At 57.3% G+C, this 13,767-nt stretch carries 9 protein-coding genes; 4 read left to right on the top strand and 5 right to left on the bottom strand.

What is annotated here, in order from left to right; genetic code table 11:
- Window positions 1–18: 18 nt before the first annotated feature.
- The 5 genes from KI787_02315 to carA are packed head-to-tail and all read right to left on the bottom strand — an operon-like array spanning window position 19 to window position 6,816.
- On the bottom strand, window positions 19–657 hold the full coding sequence (locus KI787_02315; GenBank protein ID MBV6628766.1) for an RlmE family RNA methyltransferase: 639 nt from the start codon (window positions 655–657) through the stop codon (window positions 19–21).
- Complete coding sequence (locus KI787_02310) at window positions 657–2,009, bottom strand: adenosylmethionine--8-amino-7-oxononanoate transaminase (GenBank protein ID MBV6628765.1); 1,353 nt, start codon at window positions 2,007–2,009, stop codon at window positions 657–659. The genes KI787_02315 and KI787_02310 overlap by 1 nt, the downstream gene beginning before the upstream one ends.
- Window positions 2,009–2,488: a transcription elongation factor GreA gene (greA, locus tag KI787_02305; protein MBV6628764.1), complete on the bottom strand. Its 480-nt coding sequence runs from the start codon at window positions 2,486–2,488 to the stop codon at window positions 2,009–2,011. The genes KI787_02310 and greA overlap by 1 nt, the downstream gene beginning before the upstream one ends.
- Entirely contained in the window at window positions 2,485–5,706 is a 3,222-nt protein-coding gene (gene carB / locus KI787_02300) for a carbamoyl-phosphate synthase large subunit (protein ID MBV6628763.1), read from the bottom strand. Before carB ends, greA begins: the two co-directional genes overlap by 4 nt.
- 6 nt (window positions 5,707–5,712) lie before the next feature.
- A complete protein-coding gene (gene carA / locus KI787_02295) occupies window positions 5,713–6,816 on the bottom strand; it encodes a glutamine-hydrolyzing carbamoyl-phosphate synthase small subunit (protein MBV6628762.1) in 1,104 nt (367 codons plus the stop codon).
- Between the two features lie 107 nt (window positions 6,817–6,923).
- Here carA and dusB point away from each other — a divergent pair, with 107 nt between their 5' ends.
- The 4 genes from dusB (at window position 6,924) to KI787_02275 (ending at window position 13,734) form a co-directional block, all read left to right on the top strand.
- Entirely contained in the window at window positions 6,924–7,904 is a 981-nt protein-coding gene (dusB, locus tag KI787_02290) for a tRNA dihydrouridine synthase DusB (protein MBV6628761.1), read from the top strand.
- A 41-nt stretch (window positions 7,905–7,945) separates the two neighbouring features.
- Window positions 7,946–9,148: a biotin/lipoyl-binding protein gene (locus tag KI787_02285; protein MBV6628760.1), complete on the top strand. Its 1,203-nt coding sequence runs from the start codon at window positions 7,946–7,948 to the stop codon at window positions 9,146–9,148.
- The gene (locus KI787_02280) at window positions 9,145–12,288 is read left to right on the top strand and encodes an efflux RND transporter permease subunit (protein MBV6628759.1); all 3,144 of its coding nucleotides are present in this window, start codon (window positions 9,145–9,147) and stop codon (window positions 12,286–12,288) included. Before KI787_02285 ends, KI787_02280 begins: the two co-directional genes overlap by 4 nt.
- A gap of 156 nt (window positions 12,289–12,444) precedes the next feature.
- Window positions 12,445–13,734 carry a hypothetical protein gene (locus KI787_02275; protein MBV6628758.1) on the top strand — a complete coding sequence of 430 codons (1,290 nt, stop codon included), beginning with the start codon at window positions 12,445–12,447 and terminating at the stop codon, window positions 13,732–13,734.
- Window positions 13,735–13,767 lie beyond the last annotated feature (33 nt).

Raw genomic sequence — 13,767 nt, 5'->3', positions numbered from 1 at the left:
ACGATGTCCCACCCCGGTTCATCGATTGTCCGTCATCTGATAGCCCCGCGCCAGCACGAACACCTCTCGACTTTCGTCTCTAGAAGCATTCGGTTTACGCCAGCTAACAGATGCATACTCGTTCTTTAATCCTGTCACAAATTGCGGTAGGTCTTCACCCTGGAAGGCCTTGAACAGAAAATCCCCACCATTTTTGAGGTGATGACGACAAAATTCAGCGGCCGCTTCCAGCAACTCCAAACTGCGCGCCTGATCAAGTAGCCGGTTCCCTGTGAGATTGGGGGCCATATCGCTAATTACAAGGTTGACGGAGGACTTTTGTGGCATGCAACTCTCTATCCACGCCATAGCCTGAGCCGATAGAAAATCCCCTTGAAAAAACTCTAAACCCGATAAGGGCGCGGTCGGCAGTAGATCTAAGCCTAATACCCGGCCCTGCCCTTTGAGCCTTTTCAGCGCGTATTGGCTCCATGACCCAGGAGCGCAGCCCAGGTCCACAATGGTTTGGCCCGGACGAATGAGCCGATCACGTTGATCGATTTGCTGCAGTTTGAACACCGCCCGCGAGCGCCAACCATCCCCTTGGGCCTGTTTAACAAAGGGATCGCGCTGCTGTCGCTGCAACCAGCGCCCTGAGGAGCGACTACGCCGAGGCATTAGCTGGGATCATGCGTGGCCACATCCACGGATTCCGCTAACACGCTGCACAAATGCTCCACGTCATCTGGTTGCACTACGTAGGGCGGCATCAAATACATGCTGTTGTAGAGGGGGCGCAGCATGGTTTCCCTCGTCAAAGCGTGTTGGTAGGCACGCAGACCGCGCCGCTCTAATGCCGGGTAGGCCTGATGCGGGTCTTTGCTGTGAACCAGGTCCAAGGCCAACATCATGCCCTGGCGCCGAATATGCGCCACATGTGGATGATCGCTGAGCAGATCCCGGACCTTGAGCTCCATCAATTCGCCCATCGTCTGCAGGTGCTCAAACACTGGCTCAGCAGCAAAGATGTCCAGCACCGCGTTGGCGGCAGCGCAGGCGATCGCGTTTCCGGTGTAGGAGTGAGAATGCAAGAACGCTTTTTGCTCTTGCCACTCGGCGTAAAACGCCGCGTAAACCTCATCCAGCGTCAGTACCACGGCCAATGGAAGAAAACCGCCGGTAATCCCCTTGGATAAGCAAAGAAAGTCCGGGGCGATCTGTGCATGTTCGCAGGCAAACATCCGACCCGTGCGACCAAAGCCGACGGCAATTTCATCGGCAATCAGGTGCACGTCAAATCGCTTGCACAGTGCCGCCAAACCGCGCAGGTACTCAGGCTCATGCATGCGCATGCCCGCAGCGCATTGCACTAAAGGCTCGACAATAACCGCAGCAATTTCATGGCCGCGCTGCGCCAGCAACTCTTCGGCCGCAGCAAGGCAGTTACGCACATCGGCATCGCGCTCAGGGCGTCGCGTATCGGGCGCACAGAGCTGTATGGCTTGCATCAACAAGGGTTGGTAGGTCGCCTTGTACAAGCCCACATCACTCACCGCCAGTGCGCCCAGGGTTTCGCCATGGTAGGCCTGATCCAGATGCACAAAATGGCGCCGCTGCTGGCCACGATTGGCCCAGTAGTGGTAGCTCATCTTTAGCGCCACCTCAATGGCGCTGGAGCCATTGTCGGCAAAGAACACCTTGTTCAATGCCCCCGGCGCCAGCTCACATAACCGTTCCGATAAGCGGACTGCTGGCTCATGGGTATGCCCGGCGAACATCACCTGTTCGAGGGTATGGGCCTGATGCGCAATGGCATCGGCAATTTCGCGTCTGCCATGGCCAAAAAGGTTCACCCACCAACTGCTCACCGCGTCCATATAACGGCGGCCTTGGGTGTCGTAAAGCCACAGCCCCTGCGCGCGCTCGATCTCAAGCAGCGGCAGCCACTCGTGATCCTTCATTTGCGTACAGGGGTGCCAAACATGAGCCAAGTCGCGTTGGCTCAGAGTGGGGTGGCCCGTGGGCTGCATCAGGCCTCGTAGTGGACAGCGAGTAACTCGAAGGTCCGGGTGCCGCCTGGAACCTCAACGCTGACTTCGTCGCCCTCTTCCTTACCCAGCAAACCCCGTGCAATAGGCGTTGAGAAAGCTATGAGGCCCTGCTTCACGTCCGCTTCGTCCTCACCCACGATCTTGTAGCGTAGCTCCTCATCCGTATCCACATCGACCAACTCCACGGTGGTGCCGAACACAACCTTGCCGGTTTTGGGCAAAGTGGCCACATCAACAATTTGCGAGTTGCTGAGTTTGCCTTCGATGTCTTGAATACGACCTTCGATAAAGCCTTGCTGTTCACGCGCCGCGTGGTACTCGGCGTTCTCTTTGAGATCACCATGCTCGCGAGCTTCAGCGATGGCGGCGATGACGCGCGGACGGTCCTCACTTTTGAGGCGTTTCAGCTCTTGCTTGAGCAGCTCAGCACCACGCAGGGTCAGCGGAATTTTGCTCATGCTCTAAGTTCCTTATGTAGCTCGTGCAAGGCGTTGACCTGGATATCGTCACGATGATCCATAGCAAGGCAGGTCGCCCAAGCCGCGGCCACAGTCGTGAAATACACCACCTTATGCGCCACAGCGGCGGCACGAATGGAATGAGATTCAGCGATGGATTTTTTACCAGCCGAGGTGTTGATCACCAACGACACATCGCCATTCTTGATTAGGTCTACACAATGAGGGCGACCCTCTTTGACCTTGTTCACAGGCTCGCATGCCACATCATGGGCTTGCAAGTGGCGGGCGGTTCCCGAGGTGCCGTAGATTTTAAAGCCCTTGTGCGTGAGGTGCCGAGCAATACGCAGGGCCTCTGCCTTATCCTCATCACGTACCGAGAGTAGAACACCACCCTCACTGGGAAGGCTGGCCCCTTGCGCTAACATGGCCTTGCCAAAAGCTCCGCCGAAGGCTCGGCCTACGCCCATCACTTCCCCGGTGGATTTCATCTCAGGGCCCAAAATGGGGTCGATTCCTGGGAACTTGTTGAATGGGAATACCGATTCTTTGACCGAGTAATAATCCGGACGGGCAGCCTGCGTAAACCCTTGTTTCTGCAATGTCTGTCCCGCCATGCACCGCGCCGCAATTTTGGCCAGCGGGGCACCGATGGCTTTGGAGACAAAGGGCACGGTGCGCGCTGCGCGTGGGTTGACCTCTAGCAAATAGATGTCATCGCCCTGCACCGCAAACTGCGTATTCATCAAGCCTTTGACTTTGAGCGCACGGGCCAAGTCGCCGACCATATCGCACAGACGCTGTTCGACCTCGGCCGACAACGAATAGGCGGGCAAGGAGCAGGCTGAGTCGCCCGAATGCACGCCCGCTTGTTCAATATGCTCCATCACACCGGCGACAACAGTGGTGGTGCCATCACTGACGGCGTCCACGTCGACCTCGATGGCCTGCTCCAGAAAACGATCAAGCAAAACTGGTGCGTCTTCAGAGGCTTGTACAGCCTCCTTCATGTAACGGCTGAGGTCCTCGATGTCGTAAACCACCTCCATGGCTCGCCCGCCGAGCACATAAGAAGGGCGCACAACCAAGGGAAAACCAACCTGAGGCGCCATTTCCAAGGCTTGTTCCGCAGACATGGCAATACCGTTGATGGGCTGCTTAAGCTCTAGCTTTTGCAGCAGCTTTTGAAAGCGTTCGCGATCTTCGGCCAAATCAATCGAGTCCGGGCTGGTCCCAATAATCGGAACGCCGGCAGCCTCCAGGGCGCGCGCCAGTTTCAATGGCGTTTGACCACCAAACTGAACAATCACACCTTCGGGCTGCTCCACCTCAACAATGGCGAGTACGTCTTCCAGGGTGAGCGGCTCAAAATACAGGCGGTCAGAGGTGTCGAAATCCGTAGATACGGTCTCAGGGTTGCAGTTGACCATGATGGTTTCAAAACCATCTTCGCGTAGTGCCAATGCCGCGTGAACGCAGCAATAGTCAAATTCGATGCCCTGGCCGATGCGGTTGGGTCCGCCTCCCAACACCATAATCTTGCGCTGGTTACTCGGCTCCGCCTCACATTCATCCGCATAGGTGGAATAAAGGTAGGCAGTGTCCGTCGGAAACTCGGCCGCGCAGGTATCAACGCGCTTGAATACGGGCTTCACATTCTGAGCATGTCGCGCATCGCGTACCTGGGCTTCGCTACGACTCCACAATTGCGCGAGGTAGGCGTCAGAAAAGCCCAACTGCTTGAGCTGCAGCCACTGCGCTGCGCTCAATTCCTCCGGCTGAGAAGACTGCACCTGCTTTTCAGCAATGATGATGTCTTCCATCTGCTCCAAGAACCATAGATCGATCTTGGTAATGGCATGCACTTCGGCGATATCCATGCCGGAGCGTAGTCCATCCATGACCCACCACAAACGGCGGGCGCGGGGAACGGCCATTTGCTCTTGGATGAGCGTGCGCGGATCATCTTCCTCACCGCTGAGCTGAGTTTCTAGACCATCGCTGCCGATTTCCAACCCGCGTACGGCTTTTTGCAAGCTTTCAGCAAAGCTTCCACCGATGGCCATGACCTCCCCGACCGATTTCATCTGCGTGGAGAGGCGGTCGTCGGCGGCTGGGAATTTCTCAAAAGCAAAGCGCGGTATTTTGGTCACCACGTAGTCAATGCTTGGCTCAAAAGACGCTGGTGTCTGCCCGCCGGTAATTTCGTTGGCCAGCTCGTCTAGGGTGTAGCCCACAGCCAGCTTGGCCGCCACCTTGGCAATGGGGAAGCCCGTGGCTTTGGATGCCAAAGCGGAGGAACGCGACACCCGAGGGTTCATCTCGATGACGATGAGTCGACCATCGTCCGGGTTGACCGCGAACTGCACATTGGAACCGCCTGTTTCAACACCGATTTTGCGCAAGACCGCCAAAGAGGCGTCGCGCATTACCTGGTATTCCTTATCGGTCAATGTTTGGGCAGGCGCGACCGTGATCGAGTCGCCGGTGTGTACGCCCATAGGGTCAAGGTTTTCAATGGAGCAAATGATGATGGCGTTATCGGCTTTGTCCCGCACCACCTCCATTTCAAACTCTTTCCAGCCCAGTAAGGACTCTTCCAGCAGCACCTCGTTGGTCGGCGATAAGTCCAGGCCACGCGCAACGATTTCTTCGAACTCGTCGCGGTTATAAGCAATACCGCCGCCGCTACCGCCCAGGGTGAACGAGGGTCGAATAATGACCGGGAAACCAACCGCTTTTTGCACCGCCCAGGCTTCGTCCATGCTGTGCGCAATACCGCTCCGCGCCGACTCCAGGCCAATTTCGTCCATGGCTTGGCGAAACTTCTGCCGGTCTTCTGCGGTATCAATGGCGTCGCGGCTGGCGCCAATCATTTGCACGCCATATTTCTCGAGCACGCCCTCGCGTGCTAAGTCCAAAGCGCAGTTCAAGCCCGTTTGGCCGCCCATCGTGGGCAAGAGAGCGTTCGGGCGCTCCTTGGCAATGATGCGCTCTACCACCCGCCAGTCCACCGGTTCGATATACACCGCGTCGGCCACTTCCGGGTCCGTCATGATGGTCGCGGGGTTGGAGTTCACCAGCACCACGCGATAGCCCTCTTCGCGCAAGGCTTTACATGCCTGCGTTCCGGAATAGTCGAACTCGCAGGCTTGCCCGATGATGATCGGCCCCGCACCAATGATCAGGATACTTTCAATATCGGTTCTTTTTGGCATATCGACTTAGGGGCGCATGAGGGCAACGAACTGGGCGAAAAGCGGCGCTAGGTCGTGCGGACCTGGACTCGCCTCGGGGTGCCCTTGGAAGGAAAAGGCCGGGGCGTCGGTGTGCTTGACTCCCTGCAGCGTTCCGTCGAACAAGGACCGATGTGTAGGTCGCAAGTTGGCGGGGAGGCTGGCCTCGTCCACGGCAAAGCCATGGTTTTGACTGGTGATGGCTACGCGGCCCGTAGCCAGGTCTTGAACCGGATGGTTAGCGCCGTGGTGGCCAAATTTCATTTTTGAGGTTTGCGCACCGGCTGCCAAGGCCAATATTTGGTGACCCAAGCAGATCCCCATGGTCGGCAGGCCGCGTTCCAACAGTTCTTTAGCGACAGCGATGCCATGGGCGACGGGCTCGGGATCTCCAGGGCCGTTGGAGAGCAAAACTCCATCCGCGCCCTGCGCTATGGCTTCATCCAAAGGTGTTTTAGAGGGCACGACGCGAACCGTACAGCCTGCATCGACCAAACAGCGAAGAATGTTGAATTTCACCCCGAAGTCGTAAACAACAACCTTGCAGCGTGCCGCTTGGGGGTCGCGATTCCAACGCCCTTCAGACCAGTCATAAGGGGAGTGACAGCTCACCTCGTCGGCCAGATTCATGCCCTGCAGACCCGCGAAGCCGCGCGCTGCCTCGAGCGCTTGCTCTACGCTGCCGTCCCCAACCAGCAAGGCTCCGGCTTGAGCACCACCATTGCGTAGAATCCGCGTGAGCTTGCGGGTGTCGATGCCGCTAATGCCACCGCGTCCATGGGCCACCATAGCGTCATGCAGCGAGCTTTCAGCACGGAAGTTGGAGGGTGTACGTGGGCGCTGGCGGACGATCAAACCTGCCGCATGAAAAGCGGCCGATTCCATATCCTGCGCATTACATCCCACATTCCCGATGTGGGGATAAGTCAGCGTTACTAATTGCTGCGCGTAACTGGGGTCAGAAAGTATCTCCTGATAGCCCGTTAGTGCAGTGTTAAAAACAACTTCACCAGCGGTGAGCCCCTCGGCTCCAAAACCCTGACCAATGAAGTGTGTACCGTCGGCGAGTGCCAGAATGGCAGGTGTCACGATGCGTTTATCCCTCACAGACACAAAAAAACGGGGTCGGGCCCCGTGACCTGCGAAAGTATACGCGCTGATACACTTAAGTGCTGCCCCCCTGGCCGGATTTTTCACCGATGCACCCCTTGCACGGAACCTCCCTGCCCCTCATTCTGGCGCCGATGGCCGGCGTGACAGATGCCCCTATGCGCCAGCTGTGTCGTCGTTACGGCGCGGACCTGTGTTACGGAGAAATGACCGCGGCCAATCAGGACGACGCGCAGCGCGCCAAGTTTCAACGTCGCCTGCACCAAGCGGATGAAACGCGCCCTTGGATAGTACAGCTCGCAGGAGCAGAGCCTGAGGTGCTTGCCGAAGGCGCTCAAGTACACGCGGCTATGGGCGCTGATGTGATTGATATCAACATGGGCTGCCCGGCCAAGAAGGTGCGTAAGAAAGCCTGCGGCTCGGCCTTGTTAGGTGATCCCGGACTCGTCAAAGAGATTTTTCAAGCGGTCACTCAGGCTGTGGAATTGCCGGTGAGCGTCAAAATTCGTACGGGGCTGCACAGCGAGCATGTGAATGCGGTAGACATTGCGGAACTGGCTGAAGACTGTGGGCTCAGTGCCATCGCTGTTCATGGCCGCTCCCGCGCTCAGATGTACAAAGGCCAGGCCGAGTACCGCACCATCCGCGAAGTGAAGAAGGCCGTCGGTATCCCAGTCATCGCCAATGGTGACATTGACTCTGCCTCCAAGGCTTTGCAGGTCCTGGAAGCGACCGATGCTGATGCATTAATGATTGGCAGAGCAGCCCTTGGCCAACCCTGGCTGTTTGCCCAAATTGCCGCGGCAATTGCTGGTGGGCAGATCCCAGAGCCACCGAGCATGGGCGAATTTCTGCCGGACTTAATCAGCCATGCCTACGCGGTGGACGCCTTGTATGGACAGCGTATGGGATTAAAGGTGTTTCGCAAGCACCTCGCTGCTTGGATGGATGCTTATGCCGTGCCCAAGCTTGATCGCCTACCAATTTTGCGTGCCGAGGACAGAGCGCAAAGCCTGGATGCGTTGACCGTCCTCTGCCAAAGCTTGACCGACACCGCGGTGGCCGCCTGATGAACCCACGTTTACGTTCCATCCTAAGTGCAAAAACAGGGATGGCTTTGGCCCTCCTTGGGGCTGCGATCCTGGTGTTTGTGGCCCTGGTTGGAACCAAGCCCAAGGCCAATGTGGAAGCGGTGGAGGAAACGCAGTTCAGCGTACGCACGGCCATTGTTGACCCAGGTCCCAAACAGCCACAGCTACAACTGATTGCAGAGGTTGACTCTGCGGCCCGTCCGCAGATTACTGCCGCCCTCAACGCCGAAGTGATGGCCGTGTACGTGGCGGAGGGCGATACCGTAGAGCGTGGTCAGCTACTCGTTGAGTTAGACCCGCGTGATGCCCAAGTGCAATTACGTCAGGCGCAAGCCGAATTGGCACAGGCCGAAGCTGCGCGGGCATTGGACCTGGAACAGGCCGCGGTCGACATGGACAGCCTGGAGCGTGAGCGGCAACTGGCTAGCATCAGCGAAGCCGAGTTGGCCCGCTTGGTCCGTCTACGTGATAAAGGCGTGGTTTCCGACACCCTGCTGGACCAGACCAAAGATAAACACCAACGCGCCTTGCTCAACTTGCGCCTCCGCGAACAGGCCGTTGCCGCGATACCAGCGCGGAAAAAACAAGCGCAGGCCCGTCTGGATGCCGCCGAAGCGGCATTGCAAGCGGCCGAGCTTGCCTTGGAACGCACCCAAATCCGTGCACCCTTCGCGGCCGCCGTCACCCAGGTCACCGTAGAGCCAGGTGCCCGTGTTCAGGCCGGGCAAAGTTTACTGGGCTTATACGACACTCAGCGCATTGAATTTGCAGCCGAGCTTCCGACCCGGTACTTAGGGGATTTGGCGCAGAGCCTCAGCCGGGCCGAGACAGTCAGTGGCCAGGTGCGCTTTGCTCAGCAAAGCTTTGCCGTACAACTCACCCGTTTAGGCCAGGAGGCGCGCAGTGGCTCCGTACGCGCTTGGCTAAGCTTGGCCGAGCCAGGACAAATCCCGGTAGGCATTAGCGTTCCGCTACAGCTGTCACTACCCGCTGTTGAGCGGGCGATCAGCGTTCCAGAGACGGGCCTATACGATCTCAACAAAATCTTTAAAGTCGTGGATGGGCGCCTGCAGAGTGTGAGCGTGACCGTCCATGGCAGCGCCGCTGCAGACTCGCAAAGCGTCATTGTGAGTCACCCTGAGCTGCAAACGGGTGATCATATTCTGGTTACCCACCTCGCCAACGCGGCTACGGGTTTAGCGGTACGCGAGTTACAACCATGAGCAAGGCCTCCGCTGTGCCGAGTGATCATGCACTAATCCGCACCTTTGCCCGCCACCCGGTGGCCTGCAACCTGCTGATGGTGATTATGATTCTGGCCGGACTATGGGGCTTGGCCAAACTCAACACCCAGTTCTACCCTAGTTTTGATATCGACTATGTGCGCGTGGAAATTGCCTGGGAGGGTGCTAGCGCTGAAGATATAGAAACAGGGATTACGGACTTGGTGGAGGACCGCCTCCGCAGTACCCCGGGTGTGAACGAACTTAGTTCCGTATCCCTGCAAGGTTTTGCTCTGTTGTGGCTGCGCTTTGATGACGGCACAGACCTGAATGCTGCCGCCGATGATGTGAAAGAGCGCATCGCCAGTATTCGCAACCTTCCTGATTCTGCGGAAGAACCCAGCATCAGTATTTTAGAGAATCGTGAGCTCATCGCCCGCTTGGTGCTCACCGGTCTGGATGACCTGGATGAATTGCGCCCCCTCGCTCGGCGTATGGAGCGTGAGTTGCTCGATGCGGGCATCGAAGAAATCCGGACTCTGGGCCTACCAGCCGAGGAAATCGTGATTCGGGTCCCGGCAGCCACCTTGGCTGAACTGGGGTTAACGCTGCCAGATGTAGCAAATGCCGTACGCGCGCGATCTCAGGATCTGCCAGCGGGACTGCTTGCTGAGGGCGGCGCCAGTCGCGAACTACGCGCCGTCGAGAAACGCCGCAGCGAGTATGGACTGGGATCGCTGCAGCTCAGTGATGCCCGTGGCCAAGGTCATGTTCGACTGGCCGATATCGCCAGCATACGTCGCGAATCAAAACCCGATGATGTGCGGCTCCGTATGCAGGGGCAGCCCGCGGTGGAGCTGGCACTGTACCGAGCCAAAAACGAAGACGCGCTGGAGATGGCTGAGGTGATGCAGTCCTATTTGCACACCAAGCGCCAGCAACTTCCTCCCAACGTCGATGTGGTCGTGTACGACGAGCAATACAAGCCCATCGAGGAGCGCATCGGTTTATTGCTGAAAAATGGGGCCTCAGGGCTGGTGTTGATCATCGCCATCTTGTATCTGTTCCTGAGCGGACGGGTGGCTCTTTGGGTCACCGTGGGCATTCCGGTCTCATTTCTGGCCACACTCTGCGTGCTTTATGCCTCTGGCGGCAGCATCAACATGATCTCTTTGTTTGCCATGATTATGGCGTTGGGGATCATTGTTGATGACGCCATCGTCGTGGGCGAAGACGCAGCAGCCCATTATGACGCTGGCGAAGAAGCTTTAGAGGCTGCTGAAGGCGGGGCAACGCGGATGTTTTGGCCGGTGCTGAGTTCATCCGCCACAACCATTGCCGCTTTTCTGCCCCTCATGCTCATCGGTGATTATATTGGCGCCATCCTCAAGGCCATTCCTTGGGTGGTTATCTGCGTCATTATCGCCTCCCTCATTGAAAGTTTTCTGATTCTTCCTGGGCACTTACGGCACTCTCTTAAGGGCCTGCGCGAGAAGTCGGTCAGCCGCTGGCGTAAGGGCTTTGACCGCGCTTTCGACGGCTTGCGTGAGGGCGTATTTCGGCGCCTTGTCCGCAGCGCTTTGAGTAATCGCAGGGTGGTCCTGGCCGCCAGCCTAGCCGCGATGGTGCTGGCCGTGGGCTTGCTCGCCGGTGGACGGGTCAAGTTTGAGTTCTTCCCCACTCCCGAGCTAGACGTGTTGATTGCCAATGTAGGCTTCGCTGCAGGCGCACCGGAAGAAGAGCTAGAGGAGTTTTTGACGCAGCTTGAGCAGTCGTTGGAGGAACTCAACCAAGAACTAGGTGGCGATTTTGTCATTGCTGCCGTCACCCGTCTGGGGATGGGAGTGACGCCGGGAACAAACTTCACTCGCAGTGGACGCCAATATGCCCACATGCAGGTGCAAATTCGACCCTCGGATAGCCGCGAGGTGCGCAACGCCGAGTTCATTGCCCGCTGGAAGCAGCGAATTGTGTTGCCTGCAGGTTTAGATACTTTTGGTGTGTTCGAGCCCAGTATTGGCCCGCCTGGTCGAGATGTGGAACTCCGCATAACGGGTTCCGACCTGGCGGCCATTAAATCGGCAGCATTAGAGCTGGGCGAGATCCTGCGCCAAACAGCCGGCGTGAACGGGGTGGACGATGACACGCCCTTTGGGCGTGAGCAAATTCTGTACACGCCCAATGCGCAAGCCCAGGTATTAGGCTTGGATACCAGTAATCTGGGACGTCAACTACGCGCCGCCTTGGATGGAGAACTGGCGCAAATTTTCCAAGATGATGGCTCCGAAGTCGAAGTTCGCGTACGTCTGATGGATGGGGACGCCGACTCTATAGTGACCCTGCGCGACCTTCCCATCCTCGCGCCTACAGGAACGGTCATTCCCCTCGGTAACGTGGTGGATTTTCGTACCCAACGGGGATTCGACCGCATCCGCCATGCTGATGCCCGGCGATCCATCGTCGTGAGTGCCGATGTGGACGCCGCTCAGGTTAATGCCAATGAACTGCGGGCGCGCCTGGCTGCGCAGGTTCTTCCAGATATCCAGCAGCGCTACCCCGTAAGCATTACGCAAACAGGCCAAGCAGAAAACCAAGCCAACACCTTTGGCGATATGCAGCGAGGACTGCTCTACGCCCTCGCCCTTATCTACATTGTGCTTGCTTGGGTCTTTGCCTCCTGGGGCTGGCCCCTATTGGTCATGAGCATTATTCCTTTAGGCCTAGTGGGCGCTGTTGTGGGGCATTGGCTCATGGGAATGAACCTCACCATCTTGTCCTTATTTGGGCTATTTGGCCTCTCCGGAATCGTGGTCAACGACTCCATAATCTTGGTGGTGTTCTATAAGCAACTCCGTGACCGTGGCGTGCCCATCCAACAGGCCTTGGAAGATGCCTCCTGCTTGCGCTTACGTGCCGTCTTATTGACATCATTAACGACCATCGCGGGCCTAACGCCGCTACTGTTTGAGACCAGTCTCCAGGCACAGTTCTTAATACCCATGGCCATTTCCATCGTATTTGGCCTGGCCTTTGCAACACTGGTTGTGTTGGTTTTGGTGCCAACCTTGCTCTCCTTGTATGAGCAGAAATTTGGCACGCCGGCAGCCGCGCCAGCGTCAGCGCCACAAGCTGCGTTCTAACACGCACAGCCATTACATGCTCAGGGAGCTCTCAGCCGCAAGGCGTAATTTTTACGCTTGCTCTGCCACTGTGCTATGTGTCATGTTTATTGCGCGCAGTACTACTTAACAAAAATTTCATCTGCGCCGAACCTTGGAACAATCTGGAGAACGTTCATGTACCGCATGCTCAAGGCGATGTGTTTCGCTGCTGCTTGCGCTGGCGCACCGGCATATGCCGCTGAAGTTGGCTCAGGCACCCTCACTTTATCCACCATGGATCTCAGTTTTGGCGGAGGGCCTATCGTTGGGACTAACGCGACGAACGCTGCCGGTCCTGACTGTATTGATCCCGTCCTGCCCTGCGATCAATACGCCTTAAGTGCTGACCTACCGGAAGACCTCAACGCGTTCTTTCCCACCGCCCTGATTCGTGTGACCTTGGGCCCTACCCAAAACTTGAGTGGCGCCGATGACTACGACCTTCGCCTGCTCGATGGCAGCGGGAATGTCTTGGGTGAATCCACCTCGGCTACTGCCAACGAAGCGGTCTCCACTATTGCCTTCGGCGGTGAGCGCGATTACACCGTGGAAGTGATCCATTGGCTGGTTGTAGGCGGCAGTTACGAAGCCAATATCGAACTGAGTCTGGGTCAACCCTCTGCGGACAAAACCGATGAAGAAATAGCGGCCTGGTTTGCCGAGAATGGCGGCGACGAAATGGCTGAATCTCGGGCGATGGAATCCTGCACTGCGCCGGGCCTAATCCTCTTAACAGATGCTAGCGGTGACGTTGATCCTTTGGATCTCACCGGAAGTGGCTTCCCCATTTCTGATCTCGATCTCACTGAACTCAGCGTCTTCCAAACTGGAAGTACTGAGAACCCTGAAGACCCCGCGCTCATCGGGTTCCGCTTCAAATTGGAATCATTGACCCAACCCATTCCGGGCAGCGCGATTTACGCGAGCTTCTCCCCTGGCGCCTCTCAAACCGTATTCGGTGTGCGCATGGCGGTGGATCAGCAAGGAGCTGTCAGCTTCTTCTCCTATGTCGCGGGCGCCAACAATGATGGCGGCGTGGATGGCCGCTTCGTAGAAGCCGGCTCCGAGCGACCTGCAAATTCTGCGTCGACCTTCGACGCTTCAGGCGAAGTCGTGATCTTTGTACGCCCTCAGGATATCGGCTTACTGAATCCAGGCGAAACTCTCACCGGATTTAACGCTGCGACCACCATCGGTGTGAGTGACCCCGTCGTTGGTGTTGGCGTTGCCGGTACCGCAGACACCATGCCCAACGGTCTTAGTCGGTCTGGAATCTGGACCTTTATGTCCGACGAGGAATGTGCCGCAGACGCTGAAGAAGAAGCCGCAAGCCGCTCACTCAGCAGTGCCGTTAACGGTGGAGGCAGTCTGCCGTTAATGACCGTGTTGTTTGGTCTCTTACTGCTAGGCCGCCGTCGCAGCTAGCTCAATTCCAAGGGGATGGTCTGTCGAGTGATA

The organism is Oceanococcus sp. HetDA_MAG_MS8 (assembly GCA_019192445.1).
Classification (GTDB): domain Bacteria; phylum Pseudomonadota; class Gammaproteobacteria; order Nevskiales; family Oceanococcaceae; genus MS8.
Note: the sequence above shows the minus strand (reverse complement) of the source record. Positions and strands in the feature narration are given on the sequence as shown.

Excerpts from the sequence above, each read along its gene's own strand:
- KI787_02275 (MBV6628758.1), top strand. The coding sequence starts at position 12,445 with ATGTACCGCATGCTCAAGGCGATGTGTTTCGCTGCTGCTTGCGCTGGC.
- KI787_02315 (MBV6628766.1), bottom strand. The coding sequence starts at position 657 with ATGCCTCGGCGTAGTCGCTCCTCAGGGCGCTGGTTGCAGCGACAGCAG.
- KI787_02310 (MBV6628765.1), bottom strand. The coding sequence starts at position 2,009 with ATGCAGCCCACGGGCCACCCCACTCTGAGCCAACGCGACTTGGCTCAT.
- greA (MBV6628764.1), bottom strand. The coding sequence starts at position 2,488 with ATGAGCAAAATTCCGCTGACCCTGCGTGGTGCTGAGCTGCTCAAGCAA.
- carB (MBV6628763.1), bottom strand. The coding sequence starts at position 5,706 with ATGCCAAAAAGAACCGATATTGAAAGTATCCTGATCATTGGTGCGGGG.
- dusB (MBV6628761.1), top strand. The coding sequence starts at position 6,924 with ATGCACCCCTTGCACGGAACCTCCCTGCCCCTCATTCTGGCGCCGATG.
- KI787_02280 (MBV6628759.1), top strand. The coding sequence starts at position 9,145 with ATGAGCAAGGCCTCCGCTGTGCCGAGTGATCATGCACTAATCCGCACC.
- KI787_02285 (MBV6628760.1), top strand. The coding sequence starts at position 7,946 with ATGGCTTTGGCCCTCCTTGGGGCTGCGATCCTGGTGTTTGTGGCCCTG.